At 71.2% G+C, this 23,716-nt stretch carries 16 protein-coding genes; 7 read left to right on the top strand and 9 right to left on the bottom strand.

Annotated elements, in window-relative coordinates:
* Positions 1-789: 789 nt before the first annotated feature.
* The gene (locus MXD59_RS22935; protein ID WP_248826672.1) at positions 790-2,445 is read left to right on the top strand and encodes an acyl-CoA dehydrogenase family protein; all 1,656 of its coding nucleotides are present in this window, start codon (positions 790-792) and stop codon (positions 2,443-2,445) included.
* Positions 2,446-2,919: 474 nt separating this feature from the next.
* Here the strand turns inward: MXD59_RS22935 and MXD59_RS22930 are convergent, their stop codons facing one another.
* A complete protein-coding gene (locus tag MXD59_RS22930) occupies positions 2,920-3,813 on the bottom strand; it encodes a hypothetical protein (protein ID WP_248826671.1) in 894 nt (297 codons plus the stop codon).
* A gap of 261 nt (positions 3,814-4,074) precedes the next feature.
* Here MXD59_RS22930 and MXD59_RS22925 point away from each other — a divergent pair, with 261 nt between their 5' ends.
* Positions 4,075-4,761, top strand: a complete 687-nt coding sequence (locus tag MXD59_RS22925) for a hypothetical protein (protein ID WP_248826670.1) — start codon at positions 4,075-4,077, stop codon at positions 4,759-4,761.
* A 73-nt stretch (positions 4,762-4,834) separates the two neighbouring features.
* Here MXD59_RS22925 and MXD59_RS22920 read toward each other — a convergent pair whose 3' ends face one another.
* The 5 genes from MXD59_RS22920 to MXD59_RS22900 all read right to left on the bottom strand — a co-directional run bounded on the left by MXD59_RS22920 (position 4,835) and on the right by MXD59_RS22900 (position 10,820).
* Positions 4,835-5,386, bottom strand: a complete 552-nt coding sequence (locus MXD59_RS22920) for an NADPH-dependent FMN reductase (protein WP_248826669.1) — start codon at positions 5,384-5,386, stop codon at positions 4,835-4,837.
* A 412-nt stretch (positions 5,387-5,798) separates the two neighbouring features.
* Entirely contained in the window at positions 5,799-6,008 is a 210-nt protein-coding gene (locus tag MXD59_RS22915; protein ID WP_163550620.1) for a hypothetical protein, read from the bottom strand.
* A gap of 801 nt (positions 6,009-6,809) precedes the next feature.
* Positions 6,810-7,832, bottom strand: a complete 1,023-nt coding sequence (locus MXD59_RS22910) for a hypothetical protein (RefSeq protein WP_248826668.1) — start codon at positions 7,830-7,832, stop codon at positions 6,810-6,812.
* A gap of 249 nt (positions 7,833-8,081) precedes the next feature.
* On the bottom strand, positions 8,082-9,422 hold the full coding sequence (locus MXD59_RS22905) for a cystathionine gamma-synthase (protein WP_248826667.1): 1,341 nt from the start codon (positions 9,420-9,422) through the stop codon (positions 8,082-8,084).
* 9 nt (positions 9,423-9,431) lie between these two features.
* A complete protein-coding gene (locus tag MXD59_RS22900; protein WP_248826674.1) occupies positions 9,432-10,820 on the bottom strand; it encodes a cystathionine beta-synthase in 1,389 nt (462 codons plus the stop codon).
* Between the two features lie 358 nt (positions 10,821-11,178).
* Here MXD59_RS22900 and MXD59_RS22895 point away from each other — a divergent pair, with 358 nt between their 5' ends.
* Positions 11,179-11,568, top strand: a complete 390-nt coding sequence (locus MXD59_RS22895) for a YccF domain-containing protein (RefSeq protein ID WP_248826666.1) — start codon at positions 11,179-11,181, stop codon at positions 11,566-11,568.
* A gap of 260 nt (positions 11,569-11,828) precedes the next feature.
* Here MXD59_RS22895 and MXD59_RS22890 read toward each other — a convergent pair whose 3' ends face one another.
* Positions 11,829-12,233, bottom strand: a complete 405-nt coding sequence (locus MXD59_RS22890) for a ferritin-like domain-containing protein (protein ID WP_225438700.1) — start codon at positions 12,231-12,233, stop codon at positions 11,829-11,831.
* Between the two features lie 160 nt (positions 12,234-12,393).
* Positions 12,394-13,554, bottom strand: a complete 1,161-nt coding sequence (locus tag MXD59_RS22885; protein WP_248826665.1) for a hypothetical protein — start codon at positions 13,552-13,554, stop codon at positions 12,394-12,396.
* A gap of 1,021 nt (positions 13,555-14,575) precedes the next feature.
* Here MXD59_RS22885 and MXD59_RS22880 point away from each other — a divergent pair.
* Positions 14,576-16,309, top strand: coding sequence for an ABC transporter ATP-binding protein (locus MXD59_RS22880; RefSeq protein WP_248826664.1), 1,734 nt, complete (start codon positions 14,576-14,578; stop codon positions 16,307-16,309).
* Positions 16,310-16,461: 152 nt separating this feature from the next.
* Complete coding sequence (locus tag MXD59_RS22875; RefSeq protein WP_248826673.1) at positions 16,462-18,381, top strand: ABC transporter ATP-binding protein; 1,920 nt, start codon at positions 16,462-16,464, stop codon at positions 18,379-18,381.
* A 94-nt stretch (positions 18,382-18,475) separates the two neighbouring features.
* On the opposite strand, the gene MXD59_RS22870 is transcribed toward MXD59_RS22875, so the two are convergent.
* The gene (locus MXD59_RS22870; RefSeq protein WP_248826663.1) at positions 18,476-19,711 is read right to left on the bottom strand and encodes an ABC transporter substrate-binding protein; all 1,236 of its coding nucleotides are present in this window, start codon (positions 19,709-19,711) and stop codon (positions 18,476-18,478) included.
* Between the two features lie 162 nt (positions 19,712-19,873).
* On the opposite strand from MXD59_RS22870, the gene MXD59_RS22865 reads away from it, so the two are divergent.
* On the top strand, positions 19,874-22,027 hold the full coding sequence (locus MXD59_RS22865) for an ABC transporter permease (RefSeq protein ID WP_248826662.1): 2,154 nt from the start codon (positions 19,874-19,876) through the stop codon (positions 22,025-22,027).
* A complete protein-coding gene (locus tag MXD59_RS22860; protein ID WP_248826660.1) occupies positions 22,024-23,667 on the top strand; it encodes an ATP-binding cassette domain-containing protein in 1,644 nt (547 codons plus the stop codon). The genes MXD59_RS22865 and MXD59_RS22860 overlap by 4 nt, the downstream gene beginning before the upstream one ends.
* Positions 23,668-23,716: the final 49 nt, after the last annotated feature.

The raw sequence follows: 23,716 nt of genomic DNA, 5'->3' as shown, positions 1-23,716 counted from the left end.
CACCGATCCCACCGACGGCCACTCCCACCTGCGCAAATACAGCCACCGAACCACTCACCCGAGCTGAACAGCTACCATACGAGTATCCGTCGTCAGATTTCGGTGCCCCCGGGTCGTATGCGCGCGCTTCGACTGCGCAGTGTGCGGCCGGCGACAATGAGATGGTTCGGAGGCGTCCCGAGTGAGGGCTTGTCGATTCTCCGTAGGGCGAAATGCCAGATACTCTAAGTTGCGTTGTCGAAACAATGTGTAATTTTGCTCGAAGTCGGCATCCAGATAACTACGCTGAGTGCCCTTCTTGCCCGTCCCGGAGGAGAGTGCTCGGCGATTCGCTGTTTCTGATCGAGCGTTGTGAGTGACGATCGCGATGGGTAAAGGTCGTTACTATCCGCATCTGTGAATGCGGTGCGTGATGACACGATGGGCTTACCCCATGCAGGGTCGCGCAGCAGCGTCAGGTGATCGCGGCTACGGCTGTACGGACCGTGGCCGCGCGTTCGGGTGACATCGGTCGGCCGGTCACCCCACGGGATGACCGGCCGACCGCACCCGGCCGGATCGACCTGGTCGTGCCGTTTGCGGTCAGTGGAGCGCGGCGGCAGGACCGATGCGGGTGGATAACCGGCACGTAGCGGCGGTTCGTGCTGTGCGGAATCAATTAACACGCCGCAGGTCAACTCGTCGGCGACGGAGGTTGTACGCGGCACATCCGCGTGGAACCTTCGACGAATTGCGCGGCGTCGGCCACAGACGCTGGTCACCGACGTGGACACAGGAACAGGGGTCGCGATGAGCACGCCGACCGCACACACCCATCAGGTGACCAATCAGCCGCCGCCACTGGTCGGCCATGACCCGTCCGCGGACCCGGCGCTGCGAGCCGCGATGGCCCGCGAGGGCGCGGGTTGGCACCTGCCCGACCTGCGCCGCCTCGGCACCCTCGCCGGCTCCGAACAGGCGCTGCGCTGGGCCGAGCAGGCCGACCGGTTCCCGCCGCAACTGCGCACCCATGACCGGTACGGACACCGCATCGACGAGGTCGAGTTCCATCCGGCCTGGCACGCGCTGCTCGACGTCGCAGTCCGCACGGGGATGGCCGCGGCGCCCTGGGCCCAGCCGCGCCCGGGCGCCCACGTCGCCCGGGCGGCCGACATCCTGGTCTGGGGAACCGTCGAGCAGGGACATCTGTGCCCGGTGTCCATGACGTACGCGGCTGTTCCGGCCCTGCGGGTCGCGCCGGACCTCGCGGCCAGGTTCGAGCCGCTGCTCACGAGCCGGGTGTACGACCCGGGACTGCGGGTGCCCGAGACCAAGGCGGGCCTGCTCGCCGGGATGGGAATGACCGAGAAGCAGGGCGGCTCCGACGTCCGGTCGAACACCACGACGGCGACGCCCGCCCGCGACGGGACCTTCCGACTGCGCGGCCACAAGTGGTTCACCAGCGCCCCGATGAGCGACATGTTCCTGGTGCTGGCCCAGGCGCCGGACGGGTTGTCCTGCTTCCTCGTCCCGCGGGTGCTGCCGGACGGCACCCGCAACACCTTTCGCATCCAGCGGCTGAAGGACAAGCTCGGCAACCGCAGCAACGCCAGCGGCGAGCCGGAGTTCGACGACACGGTGGGCTGGCTCGTCGGCGAGCCGGGCCGTGGGATCGCAGTCATCCTCGAGATGGTCACGCTCACCCGGCTCGACGCGGCCCTGGCCGCCGCGGCCGGAATGCGTGCGGCGGTGCTTTCGGCTGCCCATCACGTCCGGCACCGACGTGCCTTCGGTGGCCTGCTCATCGACGCGCCGTTGATGCGCAACGTGCTGGCCGATCTTGTCGTGGAAACCGAGGCGGCCACCACTTTGGTGATGCGGGTGGCCGGTGCGGTGGATCGATCCCTGTGCGGTGACGACACGGAACGAGCGTTTCGACGGATCGCGACGGCGGTGGCCAAGTACTGGGTGTGCAAACGCGTTCCGGGGGTGGTGGTGGAGGCACTTGAGTGCCTTGGCGGAAACGGTTACGTCGAGGAGTCGGGAATGCCCAGGCTGTACCGTGAGGCGCCGTTGAACGGAATCTGGGAAGGCGCCGGGAACGTCAACGCCCTCGATGTGCTGCGGGCCCTGGCCCGTGAACCCGGGGGCCTGGCGGCGGTGACCGCCGACATCGACGCGGCCCGTGGGGCCGACAGCCGGCTCGATCGGGCCGCTGACCAGCTACTTTCCCGGCTCGAGGCCACCGGGGGCGAGCCGTTCACGGCGCGCCGGCTGGTCGAGCGGCTGGCGCTCGTCCTCCAGGGATCCCTGCTCGTCCAGCACGCGCCGACGGCGGTCGCAGATGCGTTCTGCGCGTCGCGGCTGGCCGGTGACGGCGGTCTCGCTTTCGGCACGCTTCCGGCCGGGACCGATACCGCAGGTATCCTCGATCGGATTGCTTCGTCAGGTTCGGATACCGATTGAACCGGTGATGTCCGGCACGAGCCGGGAAAGGGAAGAAACGCTTTCAAGTTCCTGTGCTGGGAAACCACTGGATCGCCCCTAGTCTGGTAGGCGACTGCGCCCGCGGGGGGTCCCGATGATGTTCTTCTGCCTGGCTGTCGCCGGGCTGGTAATACTTGCTGGCATCCTTGGTCTGGCTCGTGGCCAGGCCGAATGGGCCTGGATTTACGACCGCCGTCGTGCCGGCATCGTCACCGGTGCCGGATCGGTGGCGATGTTGGCGTTCGGCATGTTGGCGGTGAACGGTATCGGCACCGGGGACGGCGGCAGCCACGATCGTTCCAGCAGCGTGATCCTGTTGCCACGTCCGACCGGCTCCGTCCCGGCCGAGCCGCGCGGCGATGACCCGCCCGGCGCCTCCGGTCCGGCCGGTGGACCCGAGGGCAGCCCGGCCGTGGGCGATCCGAGTCCGGCCGCCTACAGCCGGTCCGTGCCCTACGGCGCTGGCGTCGGCGCCGGTGGCGACCCGCCGCCGGCTCGTTCCGGCGGTTCCGGTCGGGTGGACGTCCCGCCCGCGGCCACGAGCGGCGGTGGTCGGGCGGGCAGCGGCACCGGCGGTGGCGCGGCCGGGGCGCCGTCTCGGGCGCCAGCACCGCCGGCGCCACCGGCACCGCCCGCTTCCCCGCCGCAGCGGACGCTCCCACCCCGCGTCACCCTGCCGGCGCCGCCCGTTCCGTCGCGCACGACACCGCCGCGCCCCACCACCCCACCACCCCCGCCCCAGACCACCCCGCCGCGCACGACACCACCCCGGAGTACCGCTCCCGCGCCCCGAACAACCCCACCGCGCACCACCGCACCGCGGACCACCGCACCGCGGACCACCGCACCGCGGACCACCCCGCCCCGGACCACCCCGCCCCGGACCACCGCACCGCGGACGGCCGCTCCCTCACGCAGCGAGAGCGCGGCCGCGACGCCCACCCGAGGGGGCGGCGGGTCGTCGAAACCGCCGGCCACCTCCGACGGTGACGGCGACGGCGGTGGGTCCGGCACCGGCGGCGGTTCGGGTGGCGGCGGTGCGGATGGTCCGGCGACGCAGCGGCCGCGAAGCTTCCCGTTTCCGCAGCCGACGGTGAACTCACGCGGTCCGACTCGTTCGCCGTCGTCGACGCCGACCCGCGCGACCACGCCCCCACGGACGCCGACGCGGGCGACCCTGTCCCCGCAACCATCGGCATCCCCGCGGGCGACAGCATCCCCGCGGGTGTCGGTGCCGCCCGGTCCGGCCGCGCCTTCTCCCTCGCGTTCGGTCTCGGCCCGGCCGTCAGCGTCTGCCGGGCCCTCGTCCTCCAGCCAGACGCCTGGATCGGCGCGCCCGACGGTCACGGTCGACGCGCCGCGGTCGATCGGTCCTGTCGAACCCTCGATCGGGACGCCCTCGATCGGGACGCCCTCGATCGGGACGCCGTCGCTCGAGGTGCCGCCGGTGGCGCTTTCCCGGCGTCAGCAGGCCCCGAGAGCGGCCCCGCCGACGAGTGCCGGATCAGGGCACGACAGCAGCCGACACGGTGCTCTTCGTATCTTCTAGGTAACTCTTGGTGAGTTACGGTGTGGCTGTTCGGTCAACCGCTGCGATCTGGGGGCCCGATGCCGACCGTCGCCATGGCAATGGCTCTGCTCGCCGTCATGGTCATGGTCACCGGTATCGTGGGGACGGTCCGCGGCCACGTCGACCGTCTGCGCATCCCGGATCGGCGCCGTGGTCTGATCGTGGCGACCATCGGCTTCACGGTCGCGGTGGTGGCCTTCGGCTTCGCCGCGCCGCTCGGCGTCCACCCCGATACCGACGATGATGCCAGCCTGTGGGCGGCGGGCGATCCGCGAAACCAGCTCGGGCTCGAGGCCACCGGTCGCGGCGGTGCTCTCGGTGGCACCGGCTCCGCCGGCTCGACCGCGGGACCCGACGCCGGCCACCCGGGCGGGCCAGGGGGCAACGGGGTCGAACTCGCCCCGCCGGTACCCACCCTGCCGCCCTATCCGGACCCTATCTACGGCCTGACGCCGTCGGCACCGCCGTCCCTCGTGGACGGTGGCAGCGCACAGTCCGCGATCCCCGCCGTCCCCAGCGCCGCGCCCAGCCTCGTGCGGCCCAGCGTCGCCGCGCCCGGCCTCGCCGTGCCCGCCTGGCCGGTCGCCCCCACCCTCCCGGTGGATGGCCTGACCGGGACCGTGCCGACCACCCCACCGGCCTGGCCCGGCGCCGTGGAGCTGCCGCGCCCACCGGGACCGCTGGGACTGGGACTACCGGACAGACGAGCCGACCTCACGCCGTAGCCGCCGTAGCCATGGCCGGCCGTGGTTGCCGTGGCCCCAGCGAGGGGTCTGGAAAGGGCATCGGGTGCGGGGGTCAGACCACCGAGGTGGGCACGGCGCGTCGGGCCGCGACGAGGGCGCTGATCGCCGGCAGGCTCACCGCGCCCCACGCGTCCAACTGAGCGGGCAGCTGCTCGAGCTGCGAATCGAGGACGAACACGCCGGTCGTCGGGCAGGCGGCGCCGATCTCGACGAGCACCGGACGCAGGTGGACCTCGACGGCGAGCGCATGCTGCGGCGCGGCGGCGACCTGGACCGGCACCGTCGGCAGACCGGCGAGTTCGCCGCCCCCGATCTGGTCGAGCAACAGCTTCAACAGCCCGGTGTAGGTGGCCTTGTAGGTCGGGGTGGCCACGACGAGCACATCGGCCGAGCGAATGGTGGCGAGCGCCGCCTTGACGGCGGGGTCGCCCCAGCCGAGCAGACCCGCACCCAGCTCGCTGACCTCGAGGACGTCGGTGGTGGCGGTGTGGCCGGCGGCGGTCAGCACGGCCTCGACCCGGGCGGCGACCGCCTCGGCGACCTGCCGGGTGCGGGACGCGGGTTTGGGATTACCCACCACACTGATGATCCGGCACGGTTCCATCGGACGGCCTCCCTGATCCGCGCACGGGCCGACGTCGCGAAAGCTCGACGGCAACAGCGCTGCGAAGTCTAGCGAAGCACGCCGACGCGCACCCGTGGTCGCGTGAGAACGACCACGGGTGCTGCCGGCGGATGACACTGGCATGACCGGCCCGCCGCCCGACCTCAAAACTCGTGATGCGGTCCCGCGCATCCAGCGGATCGATCGGGTCGGGGGCGGGAGGAAGGACCGTCCGGACTGCCCTGGAGAGCAGGTCCCTGATTCCGGACGACACGGGGCGGGAAAACGGTCGAGGCCGGTCCCGTCGCCGGCAAACCGCTCTCGGGGTGCCGGTGGAGTGCCGGCGGGACGGCGGTCAGGAAAAGGAGCGGCCGACGCCGCGGATCGGGCTGGGCCGGGCCACGGCCCAGGATCAGCGGGGCGTCAGAATGAAGTGGTAGAAGATGGCGAGCGGCCACAGCACGGTCGCGATCACCGCGGTGAAAAGACTGGCCAGTGCATGGCCGTCCCAGTCGGTGAAGTTCCAGTAGTCCTGGCTGGCGGTGAGGATGACCCCGATGACGAGGTAGAGCAGCGTTCCCAGACTGATGCTGCTGGTTCGGGTGCCGACCCGGGCGCTCATACCGGCTCCTTCTGCTGAGTGGGTCACCGCGGTGATCCGTGGCTGTCGGGGGATTACCCGCTATACGTCGACCTACACGCTCGCGTCCGGTTGCGCACATTCCGAGAATGACGGTCGGGTCGCCCGGGCCGCGTTCGACGGTCCAGGGATCCAGCGCCCGCAGGGGCGGGCGCGGTCGAACACCGACCGAGGGTGGCGTCGGGCACAGGCCGCCCACCTTCGGGCTGGTCGGGCCCGGACCCGGTCGGCGTCGCCACGAACCCGGCCCGGATTCAGGCCCGGCGCCCGACCGGCCGGTCATCAGAGGGCCCTGCGCGGGCGGGTGGACCACGGCGACTGGTCAGGTCGATGGACGGGCATGTCCGACCCGACCGTGTGTCACGGTGAACCGGGAGGTCAGGCTGTATACAAGCATGAGATGAACGTTGGGTTGCCGGGCGACATGTCGGGTCGGATGTCCTGGGCGAACGGCGCCCGACAGCTGTTTTTCGGGCCGAAACCGCGAGGTGTCCGCCGTGTTGTCTCGAGCGGAGACCCCGGCCCGAGGGCATTGTCTGGCAGCGGATAGCGTGGCGCCGTGCCCATTCACAGCCCGCCCGGCGCCCGGGCGACTCCACCGCCGTTGCAGATCGTTTCGAACATTACACCTTCACGATCCTTCGGTAGTGGGTCGTCGGTCGTTCTTTCGTCTCCCGGATTTGCGTACCTGATGTGCTTCGTGGCCGCGATGGCTACTGTTACGGCCACTGCCGTGATTGTGGGAGTGTGCCGCGCGCGGCATGCCGCCCGGAAAGCACCGGCTCAGGCCGGTGACCATTCTCGGGCCTGGACGACCAGGCCGGACCAGTCCGCCCCGTGGCGGCTGGCCCGCTGGGCCAGGGAGAGGATGCCGTTCGACAGCCAGCTGCTCGGCCGCACCGCCGACGCGGCCAGCGCCCGGGTGGCCAGCGTCTGGGCCCGCTCGAGGTCACGCCCGCGCATCGCGGCGGAGGCCTGGTAGAGCCGCACCGCGGCCAGCGCGCCCGAGGCTCTGCTCCGGTCGAACAGGCCGGCCGCCTCGGCCAGCCGGCGTTCTCCCTCGGCCAGCGAACCCGCCGCCACCAGCGCCGCACCGCCGAACGTCGGCAGGTAGGCCGGATGGATGCCGTCCAGGCTGTAGCCGGGGGTGCCGGCGGGCAGGGTCGCGGCGATGGCCTCGGCCTCCCGCAGAACCTCGACGACACCGGCGATCGGCATGTTTCGCGCGGCCATGATGTGCGCCTCGGTGGTGATGGCCAGGATCGCGGTGTGCGCCCGAGGGGCGGTCGCCCGGGCGGCCCGGGCGAGCTGGAGACCATCGTCGGTGCTGGCGAACGCGTAGGCGGCGAGCTCCGCCAGCACGACCCGGGCGTGGGCCACGGAGACGGTGTCCCCGACGTGGCGGCCGAGGACCAACGCGGCACGGGCCGACGCGGTGGCCCGTGCCGGTAGGCCCGCGTCACCCTGGGCGACGGCTGTCATGACCAGGATGCGGCCGTGGGTGCGCGTCCAGTCCTGGCGCAGGGCCTCGCCGAGGCGCCAGCGCCCGATCGTGCGTGCCTGCTGTTCGAGGATGACCAGCCGGGCCACCAGTTCCGCGGGGGGCGTCGTCTCCCACCGGCGGGCGAGTGTGCGCAGGGCGGATTCGACCTCGTCAAGCGCGGTGCGGCTGTCAGCCGCGGGGAAGCTCACGACTGGCACGTCCCCGAAGGGCAGACCGCCCAGGGCCGCCGCGCCGGCGGCGAGAGCGGCGCAGGCGGCCGCGCCGTGTCGAAGCAGCGCACGACGGTCCGCCGAAGCGCCCATCCCGTACTCCTGACGCTCGCAGCCCGGTGGACCGGGCGGGTGCCCGGCCTACCCACACGTGCAGCCATGTGTTCTCCGCCCGTGAGTTTCCGACCGTGACCCCCAACGCAGCAACACAACCTTAACCTTTTAAGGTTCGCTATGTCGCCCGCATCTCCAGATCGTGCACATATATCGGCCGTTGCGGCGGCGGTTGACGCACCGTCCGTGGTGCGAGCATCGGGTGCGATCCCGGCTCGGCCGGTCGAGCTAGGACGAACCGGCCCGGCTGGCGGTGGTGGTGTCCGCGGCCTTCGACGGGAAAGCCGTGGACAGCCCGTCCAGTGCCTGACGCAGATCGTCGGCGAGGTCGTCGGCGTTTTCGATGCCAACGGACAGCCGGACCAGGTTCGCCGGCACCGCGAGGGGCGAATCAGCCACGGACGCATGGGTCATGCTGGCCGGATGCTCGATGAGGGATTCGACCCCGCCAAGCGACTCCGCGAGGGTGAAAAGCCTGGTCCGCGCGCACAGCTCGAGGGCGGCGGCATGGCCACCCGACAGGGTGAAAGACACCATTCCACCGAAATCCCGCATTTGTTTCACGGCCACCGGGTAGCCGGGATGGCCGGGCATACCCGGATAACGTACCGTCTCGACCGCCGGATGCGCGGCGAGGTGGGTCGCGACATGCCGGGCGTTCGCGCAGTGCCGGTCCATCCGTACCGGGAGGGTTCGGATGCCGCGCAGCAGCAGCCAGCAGTCAAAGGGCCCCGGTACCGCCCCGGCCGCGTTCTGCAGGAACCGTAGTCGCTCGGCCAGGTCCGGATCGGCGGTGATGATCGCACCCCCCACGATGTCGCTGTGCCCGCCGAGGTACTTCGTGGTGGAGTGCACCACCACGTCCGCGCCGAGGGACAGCGGCTGTTGCAGGTACGGGGAGGCGAACGTGTTGTCCACGGCGAGCAGCGCGCCGGCGTCATGGGCGAGGGTCGCGAGCGCGCCGATGTCGGCGATCGTCAGCATCGGGTTGGTCGGCGTCTCGCACCACACCAGCCGGGTGACGCCCGGACGGATCGCGGCCCGGGTCGCCTCGGCATCGGCGAGATCGACGGCGGTGTGCTCGACGTTCCACTGCGAGAGCACCCGGGCGACCAGCCGGTAGGTCCCCCCGTAGGCATCCGCCGGAATGACGATGTGATCACCGGGACGGCAGACCGCGCGCAGCACCGTGTCGGTGGCAGCCATACCGGACGACATCGCCAGCGCCGCCCGGCCGCCTTCGAGCGCGGTGAGGCAGGTCTCCAGGACGGCCCGGGTCGGGTTCGACGACCGGCTGTACTCGAATCCGCCGCGCAGCCCACCGACCCCGTCCTGGGCGTACGTCGAGGCCAGATGCAGCGGTGGGACCACGGCGCCGGTCGTCGGATCAGGCTCCTGACCAGCATGGATCGCGATCGTCTCAAAGCCGGCGGCGTTCTGGGCCCGACCGGACGACCGCGGCTCGGGGCCGGCACCCACGTCCGCATGGACGGCCGGGTCGCGGCCGAGGCTCAGATCGGGGCCGGAGTTCGGGTCGGGGCTGGCGGCCGAGGCGGCAGTGGCGTCCATGTCGTCACGCTACGGCGTCGCGGCCAGGAAACTCAGCAGGTCGGATCGGGTCAGGATGCCGACCGGGCTGCCATTGTCGTGGACGAGCACGGCCAGATCGTCCCCGAGGACCGTCACGACCCGCGACAGCGGCTCACCGGTACCGACCATCGGCAACGGGGGAGAAAGGTGCTCGGTGACCGGGGCGTCGATCGCGGCCCGGTCCGCGAAGACCGCCGCCAGCAACTGCCGTTCGAGCACCGCGCCGGCGACCTCGGCCGCCCGCAGCGGCGGCTCGTGCGCCACCACCGGCATCTGCGACACGTTGTACTCCCGCAGGTAGCCGATCGCCGCGCCCACCGTCTCCTGCGGATGCACGTGGACCAGGTCCGGTGGCGCGGCCGTCCGGTGCTGGGCGGCCTTGTGGGCCAGCGCGTCGGCGACGGTCGGTCCGGTCTGCGGCGGCTCCAGGAAGCCGTACTCGTACATCCAGTCATCGTTGAAGATCTTCGACAGGTAGCCGCGGCCCGAATCCGGCAGCAGGACGACGACCAGGCCGTCCGGTCCCAGTTCCCGGGCCACCCGCAGGCCCGCCACCACCGCCAGCCCACCGGAGCCACCGAGGAGCAGCCCGCAGCGGCGGGCGAGTTCGCGGGTCATCAGGAACGACTCGCGATCGCTGACCGCCTCCACCCGGTCGACCACCGTGCGGTCGTAGGTCGCCGGCCAGATGTCCTCCCCGACCCCTTCGACCAGGTAGGGACGGCCGGTGCCGCCGGAGTAGACCGAACCCTGCGGATCGGCGCCGACGATCTGGACGGCTCCGTCCGACACGCCCTTGAGGTAACGCCCGACGCCGCTGATGGTGCCGCCGGTGCCGATGCCGGCGACGAAATGGGTGATCCTGCCGTCGGTGTCGCGCCAGATCTCCGGGCCGGTGGTCGCCTCGTGCGCCGCCGGGTTGTGCGGATTGGAGTACTGGTCCGGGCTCCAGCCGTCCGGGGTCTCGCGGACCAGCCGCCGGGCCACCTGGTAGTACGACCGGGGATCGTCCGGCGCCACCGCCGTCGGGCAGATCACCACCTGCGCGCCGTAGGCACGCAGCACCGACCGCTTCTCCTCGCTGATCTTGTCGGGCATCGTGAACACGCACGAGTAGCCGCGCCGCGCCGCGACGAGCGCCAGCCCCACCCCGGTGTTGCCACTGGTCGGCTCGATGATCGTGCCACCGGGGCGCAGCGCCCCCGACTCCTCGGCGGCGGCCACCATCGCCAGCGCCACCCGGTCCTTCACCGACCCGCCCGGGCTGAGGTATTCCACCTTGCCCAGCAGCGGTGCGCGCGTCTGCTCGAGCGTCGGCGTCAGCGCCACCAGCGGTGTGTCACCGACCAGATCGACCACATGATCGAACACTCGCATACCGGTCATCCACCTATCCCGTACGGTCAGGCAGCGCTGTCGGGCTGTCGGGCTGACACTGACCAGCCGGGCCAGTGGGTCGGGTTGGTTGGCAGGCTGTCATGGATTCGTCGCGTGGGGCGAGGGTTCGCTGGCGAAACGCGATTGCCTCAACCCAGAAGGTAACCAGTTTCGGCTGTGGATGCCCGGGGCCGGCGGCCATGACCTCGGACGGTGACCGATGGGCGCTGGACTCGTGAAGACGTTCCGGACGGGGTAGGTCACTGTGGGAGTTTCCCCGCCGGGAGCCGTCCTGGTGGGATCGTCGGGTGGCTGGTCCGGTGGGCCGGTCCGATCATGTGAGAGGGAGCGGTCCACGGTGCGCGTCGTGCTCAACGTCATCTGGTTGGTCTTCTGCGGCCTGTGGCTGGCCCTCGGGTATCTGCTGGCAGCGGTGGTGTGCTTCATCCTGATCATCACGATCCCGTTCGGGATCGCGTCGCTGCGGATGGCCAACTTCGCCCTCTGGCCGTTCGGCCGGCGACTGGTCGACCGGCCCGGAGCCGGGGACGCGTCGCTGATCGGCAACGTCCTGTGGATCCTCTTCGCCGGCTGGTGGCTGGCCCTCGGCCATCTCACGACGGGCATCGCGCTGTGCCTGACCATCATCGGAATCCCGCTGGGCCTGGCGAACTTCAAGCTCATCCCGGTCTCGCTGATGCCACTCGGCAAGCAGATCGTCGACTCCGACAGTCGCGTCTTCATCTGACCCCACCCACATCCGCCGACCCACCCGCACGCGCCGACCCACCCGCCCGCGCCGACCCACCCGCACGCGCCGACCCACCCGCACGCGGATCGCCATGGTCGGCACATCGGAGACGAACACGACCACGGCGATCCGGGTGGCGAGGACGCCCGTCCGAACGTCGGGACACCCGCCGCGGAAAGCGGCTACCGAAGGTCACGAGCTACCGGAGGTCATGACCAGGCCTGGGGTCCGCGCGCGCGACGGGTGACTCGGTGCGGCTAGCGTCCCAGGGCGCTCTGGAGATCACGCACGTGCTCCTGGGTCTGCTCGAGCAGGGGGCGCAACGCCTCGGCCACGTCCGCGAGTCCAAGATCGTTCGCCTGGCCGACCCGTGCGCGATAGCGGTCAAGCTGCTCGGACTCCAGCAGCAGGTCGGTACGCAGCGCGTCCTCGGGGTCGGTGGCGGAACTGACGGCCGAGACCTCGGCGGTCGGTGTGCCGCCGAGGAAGGAGATCTGTTCCGCCAGGATCGTCGCGTGGTTCAGCTCCTGCGGCAGGTGGCGCTTGATCTCCTCGCCGACGGCGAGGAACTGCGGGCCGGTGATGGTCGCACCGTGCTGGATGTACTGGACGATCGACTGGTATTCCGAGCTGAGATCGTCGTTGAGCAGCTTGACAAACATCTCCCGGTCCATGGGGCACGCTCTCCCGTCTGCGGTGACGCCCGGCTGGATGGCCGGGGCGGCTGTGGGCGGGATGCCCGGAATCAGCGCCGTCAAGCATCCGCCGACCCGTGGGTGGCACCGGATCGTCCGGCGGCGGTGTCGTCAACGGTCAGGGCCGTCAGCGGCCGCGGCGTCGACGGGTTGGGCCGGCGGCGAGGATGTCCGGCTCGCTGGCCGCGCCCCGGTTCCCGGAGACGCGGTTCCCCGTCGCCGGGATGCCCACCGACTGGATGCCCGGGGCCGAAAGCCCGTCCGGCTGGACGCCGGCGCCGCGGCCGGAGGTCGTGCGGGCGGAGGCCGACGGTCCGGCCGGGGACGCATCCCCCGATCCGCGGGCAGCCGCGGTCGATCGGCCCGCCGCGGTCGAGAACGCACCGGCGACAGAGGTACTCGACGTGGCGTTGGTGGCGGCGGACGTGGACCTGGCGGCGGCGGCAGCGGCGGCGACCGCGGCGGCCAGGGTCGGGGCGGCGCTCGGGTAGAGACGCCCCGAGACCGAGACCGGGGTGGGACGAGGTGCCACGGTCGGGCTACGGCGGTGACGGTGGGCGTTGCGCCGGGTGGGCGGGCGGGCGATCGGGGCGGTCACCGGGTCATGCGGCGCGCCGTCACCGGGTGGGTGGCCGCCCGACGCTGTCCGGCCGCCCGGTGCTGGTTGGCGATCCGGTGCCGGCTGGCCGCCGGGGGTCGCGCGGTCGCCGAGGGCGGCGCGGTTGCCCGACGTCCGGTCGGCCAGGGCACGGTCACCGGTCGTGGCAGCGGTGTCGAACCAGTTGAAGGACACGCTTCGACCGCGCAGGGTGGCGTTCTCCGAACGGACGATCACCAGGAGCGCGGTGGCTAAGGAGGCGCGCATCCGCGACTCGGCGAGCTGACGCTCGAGTTCGGCGACGTACTCGGGGCTGGGCTCCGCGGCCGCGTCCTCGCCCGGGTCCGCTTCGTCGGCCGCCTCGGGGCCGAACGCCGCCACGAACAGCGGATGGGCATGGGCGAGCTGTGCGCCGCGCTCCTCGTGATCGTCCGGGAAGAGCAGTTCGAGGTAGCACTCGACAACGTGCCAGTCGATCTCCTTGTCGCCGCGGAACTGGCGGCTGAGATCGCGGGCGCGGGAGCGGCGAACGCGGGCGTCTCCGTCATCCGCCCAGACCTTGCGGACGACCATCTCGTAGCTGACTCGATACGGCTGGTTGAGATCGTGGAGATGATGGAGCAACGCCAGCTGACTCTTGTTCTCGAGCTCGGCCTTCGGGCCGCGGGGCCGGGCTCCGGCAAGGGACATCGCCGTACCATCCGTTCGTCGTCGTGGTGCGTCCGAATCCGAACTGGTGTGGCAACGTCCCGCTGCCCCGTGAGCACGCGGAGGCGCCCTGAACTTTCGGCTGCCGCGAACGCACGGCCGCCCCGCGAATACGAACGGTCCGCCGCCCTCGGCCGCCTCATCGCACCCGACAACCGGTGCCGCCCGACAACCGTGTCGTTCGACGACCATGCGGTGGGTCGATCCGCCTGCCCGTTGACCTACAGCCGCCCCTGAGGGTAGCCGTTCGGCGTGGTGATGGAACGGTTGGTCGCACCACGAGGTGGACGTGTAAACCCTCACGAGTGCCATCCGCGTCAGGCGTTGACTTTCGGGGTGGGATCGGGTCTGGATAGTGCGGATCTTCGTCTGGGCGGTGTATTCCACGGCGCCGACCCGCCGCCCTCGGGCGAGGGATGAGCGATGTGTGCCGCGTAAGGGCGGCTGCCCGGAAACCGGGTTGTCGGCGCTGCCTCGAGGATGGGGATCCGTCTCGGCCGGGGTGCTCGGAGGGCGCGAAGCGGCCAGTTGGCCGGTGGTCCGGGCGGCGGCGGAACCTGGCGCGGGAATCGGGTCCTGTGTGGTCCTGGAGAAAACGAGTGAAGTGTCGGGTGTCATCATCCGATTGCGGTTCGCACGGATCGGCCGGGACCGTTCTCGCCGGTTCGTCCGGGGCGGTGGCGCCGGTGTTGGCCGGTCGGTCGTCGGCGGTCAGCCAGGCCGCCGGATTTGGTACGGCACTCGGTAATGTGGTCCGTCCGGCCACGTCGGGAGCGCCACGACGGCGAGATCGTGACGCCGGCACGGGCCTGCTCGGAAAAGCCTTGACCTGAAGTCCGGGTCAGGTCGTAAGGTCACTACGCGCCTGCGGCGGAGGCCCCCCGGTCACGAGATCTGTCCGTCATCCATGGAACTGTGCCCGCAGTGGCATGCCCTCGCGGAGGGTGTCCGGTGTGACAGCGGAAGGTTGCTTATAGTGGCCGAGAGTAGCTGAGAGGATCGTATGCTCGTTCGACTCCTGCGGGTGTACCTCGGCCGATACCGCCGGCCCGTCGCCACGCTGGTGGCGCTGCAGCTGGTGGCGACGCTTGGCATGCTCTATCTGCCGACATTGAACGCCGACATCATCGATCATGGTGTCGTCGTCGGCGACACCGGCTACATCCTGCGGACCGGCGCGGTCATGCTCGGCGTCAGCGTGGTGCAGCTGGTCTGCGCGGGGGCCGCGGTGATGTTCGGCGCGCGCACCGCCATGGCGGTCGGGCGCGACCTGCGAGCCGCCGTGTTCGATCAGGTGCAGGCGTTCTCGGCCCGCGAGGTCAACCGCTTCGGTGCCCCGTCGCTGATCACCCGTGCGACCAATGACGTGCAGCAGGTGCAGATGGTCGTCCTGCTCGGGGCGACGCTGACGGTCTCCGCGCCGATCATGTGCGTCGGCGGCATCATCCTCGCGGTGAACCAGGACGCGGCGCTGTCGCTGCTGCTGGTCGCGATCGTCCCGGCGCTGCTGATCGCGATCGGGATGATCGTCCGCCGGATGCGGCCGCTGGGTCGGGGCATGCAGGAGAGACTCGACACCGTCAACCGGATCCTTCGGGAGCAGATCACCGGCCTGCGGGTGATTCGTGCGTTCGTGCGCGACGCACACGAACGCAGGCGGTTCGGCGCGGCCAACGACGATCTCACCGACGTGTCGCTGCGGTTCGGCAATCTGCTGGCGATGATGTTCCCTCTGGTGTTCACCATTGTGAACTTCTCCAGTGTCGCGGTGATCTGGTTCGGTGCGCATCGCATCGATACCGGTGACATGCAGATCGGTGCGCTCACCGCCTTCCTCAGCTATCTGATGCAGATCCTGCTGTCGGTGATGATGGCGACGTTCATGTTCATGATGATCCCGCGGGCCGAGGTGTGCGCGGAACGCATCAGCGAGGTGCTGGGCACCGAGTCGTCGCTGCGCCCGGCCACCGAGCCGGTGCGCGCCCTGCGCGCGGTCGGCCAGCTGGAGCTGCGCGACGTCGGTTTCCGCTACCCGGGCGCGGAGATCGCGGTCCTGCACCGGGTCAGCCTCACCGCCGGTCCCGGGCGCACCACGGCGATCATCGGCAGCACCGGAAGCGGGAAGACCACGCTGGTCGGGCTGATCCCACGGATCGCCGAGGCCACCGAGGGCGCCGTGCTCGTCGACGGGGTGGACGTCCGCGACCTCGACCCGGCACTGCTCAGCCGCACCGTGGGCATCGTTCCGCAGCGGCCGTACCTGTTCTCCGGGACGATCGCGTCGAACCTGCGCTACGGCAACCCGGACGCCACCGACGACGAGCTCTGGCAGGCGCTGGAGACCGCGCAGGCCCGGGAGTTCGTCGAGGCGATGCCCGACGGGCTCGCGAGCCCCATCGCGCAGGGCGGCACCAACGTCTCCGGCGGGCAGCGTCAGCGCCTCGCGATCGCCCGGGTCCTCGTGCGCCGACCGGAGATCTATCTGTTCGACGACTCGTTCTCGGCGCTCGACTACGCCACCGACGCGCGGCTGCGCGCCGCCCTGGCGGAGCAGACGGCGCAGGCCACCGTCGTCATCGTGGCCCAGCGTGTGGCGACCATTCGCGACGCCGACCAGATCATCGTGCTCGAGGCCGGCGAAATTGTCGGTACCGGCACCCATCATGAGCTCATGGCGGGTAATCCGACCTACCGCGAGATCGTCCTGTCGCAACTCACCGAGCAGGAGGCCGCGTGAGTGGGAACGGCGGTACCAGCGAGAACGGCGGTACCAGCGAGAACGGCGGTACCAGCGAGAACAGGGGTGCCGGAGAGAACGGCCGGGCCGGTGGGAGCGCGGACGAGAGCCGCGGTGTGAGCATCGCGGCACCGCGTCGGGGGCCGGCGCCGATGGCCGGGCCGGCGCGGTTCCTCGCCGGTCAGGGCGTGGGGGAGAAGTCGGCGGACTTCGCCGGGTCGACCCGGCGGCTGCTGGGCCGGCTGCGACCGCAGCGGGCGATCCTGACCGTCGCCGGGCTGCTCGCGGTGGTCAACGTCGGGTTGAACGTCGCCGGCCCGAGGCTGCTCGGGCACGCCACCGACCTGGTGCTCTCCGGTGTGTTCAGCCGCAACGTGCCCGCCGGCACGTCCCAGCAGGACGCGGTCGCGGCGCTGCGCGCCTCGGGCCATGGCACCCAGGCCGACCTGCTGTCCTCGCTGCACATCACCCCCGGCACGGGGATGGATTTCGACGCCATCGGTCGGGTGCTGCTCTGGGTCGCCGTGCTCTACCTCGTCGCCGGGGCGGCGGGGGTGATCCAGGCCCGGATGACGACCCGGGCCATCCAGCGCGCCGTGTCCGAACTGCGCACCGATGTGCAGCACAAACTCGCCCGGTTGCCCGCGCGCTACTTCGACGGTCAGCCCCGCGGCGAGGTGCTCAGCCGGGTGACCAACGACATCGACAACCTCGGCCAGACCCTGCAGCAGAGCATCGCCCAGCTTGTCGTGTCGATCCTGAGCATCACCGGCGTGCTGTCGATGATGTTCTGGATCTCCTGGGAGCTGGCTCTGGTCGCGGTGGTGACCGTGCCGGTGTCGGTGATCGTGGCGACCCGGGTCGGCAAGCTGGCCCAACCGCAGTTCGTCGCCCAGTGGCGGCTCACCGGTCGGCTCAACGCGCACATCGAGGAGATGTACACCGGGCACAACCTGGTTCGGGCGTTCGGCCGGCAGGAGGAGTCCGCGCAGATCTTCCGGGAGTACAACGAGCAGTTGTACGCGGCGAGCTGGCGGGCCCAGTCGATCTCCGGGCTGATGCAGCCGGCGATGATGTTCATCGGCAACGTCAACTACGTGCTGGTCGCGGTGATCGGTGCGCTGCGGGTGGCGTCCGGCTCGTTGTCGATCGGTGACGTGCAGGCGTTCATCCAGTACTCGCGTCAGTTCAGCCAGCCGATGACCCAGCTCGCCAGCATGGCGAACCTGTTGCAGTCCGGGATCGCGTCGGCGGAGCGGGTGTTCGAACTGCTCGACGTCGACGAACAGACCCCGGATCCGGTGCGACCCGCCGTGGTGGTGGCACCACGCGGCCGGGTGGCGTTCGAGCATGTGGGCTTCCGCTACAAGCCGGACAAGCCGCTGATCGACGATCTGTCCCTGGTCGCCGAGCCCGGGCACACCATCGCGATCGTCGGGCCGACCGGCGCCGGTAAGACGACGCTGATCAACCTGTTGCTGCGCTTCTACGACGTGACCTCCGGGCGGATCACCCTCGACGGGGTCGACATCGCCACGATGAGCCGCGACGGGCTACGGGCCCAGATCGGCATGGTGCTGCAGGACACCTGGCTGTTCGGCGGCACCATCGCCGAGAACATCGCGTACGGCTCGGCCGGTGCCACCCAGGAGCAGGTCGTCGCCGCGGCGAAGGCCGCCCACGTCGACCGGTTCGTGCGCACCCTGCCCGCCGGCTATGACACGGTGCTCGACGATGAGGGCACCGGGGTCAGCGCCGGTGAGAAGCAGCTGATCACGATCGCCCGGGCGTTCCTGGTCGAGCCGCTCATCCTCGTCCTCGACGAGGCGACGAGTTCGGTGGACACCCGCACCGAGGTGCTCATCCAACAGGCCATGTCGACCCTGCGGGCCGGGCGCACGGCGTTCGTCATCGCCCACCGGCTGTCCACGATCCGGGACGCCGACACCATCCTCGTCATGGAGGACGGAGCGATCGTCGAACAGGGCGACCACGAGTCCCTGCTCGATGTCGGGGGAGCGTACGCGCGGCTCTACAGATCCCAGTTCGCCGAGGCCGTCGCGGAGATCTGACGGCCCGGCCCCGATCCGGATCTGATCGATGCGGGTCGGGGTCGGGGTCGGGGCCGGAGCCGGATCGAGGCCGGAGTCGAGTGGGGCGGGTCGGTCAGTTGATCAGGGTGATCAGCTGGCGGCCGTCCACCCAGCCACCGGTGACATCGCTGAAGGCGTTGTCCTGCCAGTGCAGCAGGCGGACCGAGGTGTCACAGACCGCTGGGAAGATCTCGATCTGCTTGCCGTCGCAGGTGTACGGGTGGGCCATCACGTTCGGTTCGTTCACGGTGGCCTTCAGTGCGGTGGTCAGCGTCGCCGCGCTCGGGGCAGGGAGCTTCGCGAGCAACGCCCGCAGGTTCAGTACGGTCGAGAACGCACCCTGGGAGGCCGACGTGCGGTCGGCGTCGGGCACCGCCGAACGGAACGCGGCCATGTCCGCGTCGCCGCCGCTGGCCGGCACCGGCAGGTAGCTGGAGGCGAAGTACAGGTTGTCGGTCCTGCCACCGGCGGCCCGCGGCACCGCCGGGGACGCGCAGGTACCGACGAAGTACATGTCGCTACGGACGTTCAGCGCCGCGGCGGCCTGGGCGATCCGGGCACACGCCGCCGCCTGGAACACCACGATGATCGCGTCGGGATTACCGGCCGCGGCCTGGGTCACCGCAGGCGCAAAATCAGCGGCATCCGCCTTCTCGGCGATAAGTTTGACGTCGGTGACGCCCTTCTTGTGCAGGATGTTCTGTGAGCCCTGGATGGCCGCGCTGAGCAGACCGGGCAGGTCCACGTACAGGGCGTGAGCACTGCGGATGTGCTTGGTCGCGGTCAGGTACTCGGTGATGCCGAGCAGTTCCGACACCGTGCCGCCGGACAGCGCGAACGCGTTCTTCGAGTTGAGCTCGCCGGACAGCTGTGGCGATCCGGTGACGTAGGGGATGTGGGCGGATTCGTAGATGGGCATCGCGGCCTGGGTGCCGAAGTCGATTCCCCCGACGACCGCGAGCGGTTTTTTCGCGACGAGCTGGTTGGCGCAGTTCTGGCTCGATTCCGGCGAGCCGTCGGTGGCGCAGGTGACCAGCCGCAGCGGATGCCCGCCGACCCCGTCGAGGGCGGAGTTCGCCCGGTCCACGGCGGCCTGCGCGGCACGGCGTGTCTCCGGATACGACCCGAGCGCGGAGTTCTCGACGGTGACGAAACCGAGAGTGATCGGTGTCCCGGTCAGCGTCCCGGAGGACGAGCCGGTGGATGCGCCGCCGGACGAGCCACCGCGCTGGCTCGTGCATCCGACACCGGCCAGGGCGACGGAGAAGGCGACGGAGAAGGCGAACAGGGCGCGGGAAGCTTGTCTCACGGGCGGTCAAGTTACACTCCCACCCACCTGGAATCAGGACGGGGAAGCGCCGACCCGGCGGGACGGACATGATGCGATGAGCACGCACGCACTGCCCTGCCCACCGCGTCGCCCGCGTGTCCGCCGGCTGACCGGGATGCCGTTCGCCAGCTCGGGAGCCCCGTGGACACGTATGTAGCCGCCATGCTGTTGGGCCTGGGACCTGGTGCGGTGTACGCGGCCCTCGGCCTCGGCCTGGTGCTCACCTATCGGGCGTCCGGCGTCATCAACATCGCGCATGGCGCTTTCGCCATGTATGCCACATATCAGTACGCCGAACTTCGTGAGGTCGGCGACCTGGTTCTGCCGGTCGTCGGATTGCCGCCACGAATTCATCTGACGGATACCCCGTCGTTCGCGCTCGCGTTGACGGTTTCGCTGGTGATGGCGGCGCTGCTGGCCCTGGCCGCCTACCTGCTGGTGTTCCGCCCGCTGCGCCGCGCCCAGCCGATGATGACGGTGGTCGCCGCCGTCGGGCTCACGATCGCGTTGCAGCAGATCGCGGTGATCCAGTTCGGGACCAGCAACCGCTTCCTCACCCCGGTGCTGCCACAGCACGCCCTGCATGTGGCCGGCGCGACCGTGTCCAGCGACCGGCTGCTGCTCGCCGCGATCGTCGTCGTGGCCGCGGCCGGCCTGTGGGCGGTGTCGCGCTGGACGATGTTCGGCCTGGCCACCCGGGCCGTCGCGGACGACGAGGAGACCACGGCGCTGCTGGGTCGGCGTCCGGCGTGGATCGCCGCGGTGAACTGGATGCTCGCCGCGGTGCTCGCGGCGCTGGCCGGCATCCTCGTCGCCCCGATCAGCTCGCTGAACCCGACCGGCTACTCGCTGCTGGTCGTCCCGGCGCTCGCCGCGGCGCTGATCGGCGGTCTGTCGTCGTTCGGGCTGACCGTCGCCGGGGCGCTCGCGATCGGCGTGGCGCAGGCGGTCCTGCTGCCGTTGCAGCAGGACGCGTCCTGGCTCAACCAGCAGGGCATGCGCGAGCTGATCCCGATGATCGGCGTGCTGGTCGTCGCCGCCCGGCGCGGTGCGCTCATCCCGGGCCGTTCCGCGAGCGCGGTGGTGTCCGCGCCGCTGCCGGTCGTCACCCCGGCCCGTCGTCCGCTGGCCGGGTTGCTCGTCGGTGTCGCCGTCGGGGTCGTCGCCCTGTTCCTGCTGGACGGCAACTACCGCCTCGGCCTGGAACGCAGCCTCGCCGCGGCCGTGGTCTGCCTGTCGTTCGTCGTGCTCACCGGGTATGTCGGTCAGCTCTCGCTGGCCCAGATGACGCTGGCCGGGGTCGCCGGCTTCCTGCTCGCCCGGTTGCAGGGTGAGCTCGGGGTGCCGTTCCCGATCGCCCCGATCCTCGCCACGATCGCCGCCGCCGCCGCCGGCCTGTTCCTCGGTGTCGTCTCCCGCCGGCTGCGCGGGGTGGATCTGGCCCTCATCACGCTGGTCGCGGGCGTGGCGATCCAACAGGCGGTGTTCGGTAACCCGCTGGTCACCGGTGGTCTCAAGGGTTCGTCGGTGCCCAGCCCGAAGCTGTTCGGCCTCGACCTCGGCATCGCCGGTGACGGCTTCCCCCGCACCCGGTACGGCCTGCTGACCCTGGCGGTCCTCGCCGCCTGCGGCTACGGGGTGGCCCGGCTGCGCACCGCCCCGCTGGGCCGGCAGATGCTCGCCGTGCGCGCCAACGAGCGGGCCGCCGCCGCCGCCGGCATCGACGTGCGCCGCACCAGGATCCTCGCGTTCACCCTGTCGGCCGCGATCGCCGGTCTCGGCGGCTGCCTGATCGGCTACAGCCAGGGCCGCCTGTCACTGGACTCGTTCGGCGTGACCGCGTCGCTGCTGTTCCTCGCGATCGCCGCCGTCGGCGGGGTGACCAGCGTCGGCGGGGCGGTCGTCGCCGGCATGCTCGCCCCGAACGGCCTGGTCTTCACCGCGCTCGACCGGGCCTTCGGGCTCGGCGAGTACCAGCTGGTGCTGTGCGGACTCGCCGTGGTCGTGCTCGCCGTACTGCGCCCCGCGGGCCTCGTCCACCGCCCAGCCCGGACGGCCCGAACGGCCCACGGCGGCACGCCACCGGATGGCGATCATGATGGTTCCGGTCGGGTCGGGGGTGGGGATGACCGGGGGGCGGCGATCCCCAGCTGGCTGCCCGCCCTCGGCTGGCTGCCGGCGGGCCGTCGTCCCGCCGGCACGGGTCGACCCGCCGGTCGCCCGGCCGGTCGACCCGCCGGTTCCAGCCGCCCCGTCGGCGCGCACCGCGCCAGCCGTTCCGGAGACGCCGGATGACCGCCCAGCCCTACGCGGACCTGTCGATGACGCGCCTGGCCGTGGCGGACCTGTCCGCCGGGCAGGGCCGCGCCCGCATCGTCGAGGACGTCTCGTTCACCCTGACCGCGGGCGGCGTCACCGGTCTGATCGGCCCGAACGGCGCCGGCAAGACGACCCTCATCGACGCCCTCACCGGCTTCGCGACGATCTTCTCCGGTGAGATCACGCTGGACGGCGTCCCCCTGGTCGGCCTGCCGCCGCACGCCCGGGCCCGCCACGGCCTCGCCCGTACCTTCCAGGCCCTGGAACTGTTCGACAGCCTCGACGTCGAGGAGAACCTCGCCGTCGTCGCCGCCGCGTCGGGTTCGCCCTCGGCTGGGCCTCGGGCCGGGGAGTTCGGGTTGGCGCCGATCGCGGGTCTGCTGCCGGCGACGCTGACCCACGACGAGCGGGCCGCCGTCGCCGTGGGACGGGCGCTGGCCGGCGGCCCCGGCGTCCTGCTGCTCGACGAGCCCGCCGCCGGTCTCGACCCCGCCGACCGGGCGGACCTCGCCGTCCGGATTCGCCAGATCGCCGGCCGCGGCGTGGCCGTCCTGCTCGTCGACCATGACCTGCAGCTCGTCTTCGACGTCTGCGACCACGTGCTCGTCCTGGACGGCGGCCGAATCGTCACCAGCGGTCGCCCCGACGTGGTCCGCGCCGACCCCGCGGTGCGCGCCGCCTACCTCGGCGAGGCCACCGAGGCGCCTGCCACTCCCGCGCCTGCCACTCCCGCGCCTGCCACCCCGGCGCCTGCCACCCCGGTGTCTGTCAGACCGACGTCTGCCACTCCCGCGTCTGCCACCCCGGCGTCCGGCCCGAGACCAGCGGACGTGCCGCCGGCACCGGGGACGTCCACGTCGCTGGGCGCGTCGACGTCCGGGGGCGGGACGGGGGAGGAGCTGCTGACGCTGGCGGCGGTGACCAGCGGATACCACGAGGGTCCGGTGCTGCGCGACGTGTCGCTGACGGTGCGGGCCGGGGAGATCGTGGCGTTGCTCGGGGCGAACGGCGCGGGCAAGACAACGCTGATCCGCACCGCCGCCGGCCAGCTGCCGGTCAGCGCCGGGCAGCTCACCCTGCTGGGGGAACGGGTGCGTCGACCGGTGCCGAGCGCGCTGGCCCGCCGGGGCCTGGCGGTCGTCCCGCAGGGCCGGGGGGCGCTGGGCCGGCTGACCGTCCGGGAGAACCTGCGGATGGCGGCAGGACGGTCCCACCGCGGCGAGATCGACCGGGTCCTCGGCTGGTTCCCGCCGCTGACCGGCCTGCTCGACCGGCCGGCCGGCGAACTGTCCGGCGGGGAACGTCAGCGGCTGGCGCTCGCCGTCGCCCTGGTGCGTCGGCCGCGGCTGCTGCTGGTCGACGAGCTGTCCTTCGGCCTTGCTCCCGGCGTGGCGCCGCGGCTGCTCGAACTGCTGCGCACCATCGCGGCGGAGACGTCCACCGGGGTGCTGCTCGTCGAACAGTTCGCCGCGCTCGCGCTGCGGGTCGCCGACCGCGGCTACGTCCTCGACCGCGGCCGGGTCGCCCTGACCGCGTCCGCCGCCGAACTCATCGCCCGCCCCGACCTCATCGAGGCCAGCTACCTGGGCCAGGTCGCACCACCCACCGCGGACTGACCGCGTCCGCCGACCGGAAACCGGGTTTTCGCGGACGCGCGGAACTCCG

The organism is Frankia umida (assembly GCF_023242945.1).
Taxonomy (GTDB): domain Bacteria; phylum Actinomycetota; class Actinomycetes; order Frankiales; family Frankiaceae; genus Frankia; species Frankia umida.
The sequence above is the reverse complement of the archived record's forward strand: the minus strand, read 5'-3'. Positions and strand labels throughout refer to the sequence as shown.

Bases quoted from the DNA above. Each gene is read 5' to 3' on its own strand.
- MXD59_RS22935 (WP_248826672.1), top strand. From the start codon at position 790: ATGAGCACGCCGACCGCACACACCCATCAGGTGACCAATCAGCCGCCG.
- MXD59_RS22880 (WP_248826664.1), top strand. From the start codon at position 14,576: ATGCTCGTTCGACTCCTGCGGGTGTACCTCGGCCGATACCGCCGGCCC.
- MXD59_RS22885 (WP_248826665.1), bottom strand. From the start codon at position 13,554: ATGTCCCTTGCCGGAGCCCGGCCCCGCGGCCCGAAGGCCGAGCTCGAG.
- MXD59_RS22900 (WP_248826674.1), bottom strand. From the start codon at position 10,820: ATGCGAGTGTTCGATCATGTGGTCGATCTGGTCGGTGACACACCGCTG.
- MXD59_RS22860 (WP_248826660.1), top strand. From the start codon at position 22,024: ATGACCGCCCAGCCCTACGCGGACCTGTCGATGACGCGCCTGGCCGTG.
- MXD59_RS22910 (WP_248826668.1), bottom strand. From the start codon at position 7,832: ATGGGCGCTTCGGCGGACCGTCGTGCGCTGCTTCGACACGGCGCGGCC.
- MXD59_RS22905 (WP_248826667.1), bottom strand. From the start codon at position 9,422: ATGGACGCCACTGCCGCCTCGGCCGCCAGCCCCGACCCGAACTCCGGC.
- MXD59_RS22890 (WP_225438700.1), bottom strand. From the start codon at position 12,233: ATGTTTGTCAAGCTGCTCAACGACGATCTCAGCTCGGAATACCAGTCG.
- MXD59_RS22875 (WP_248826673.1), top strand. From the start codon at position 16,462: ATGGCCGGGCCGGCGCGGTTCCTCGCCGGTCAGGGCGTGGGGGAGAAG.
- MXD59_RS22925 (WP_248826670.1), top strand. From the start codon at position 4,075: ATGCCGACCGTCGCCATGGCAATGGCTCTGCTCGCCGTCATGGTCATG.
- MXD59_RS22915 (WP_163550620.1), bottom strand. From the start codon at position 6,008: ATGAGCGCCCGGGTCGGCACCCGAACCAGCAGCATCAGTCTGGGAACG.
- MXD59_RS22920 (WP_248826669.1), bottom strand. From the start codon at position 5,386: ATGGAACCGTGCCGGATCATCAGTGTGGTGGGTAATCCCAAACCCGCG.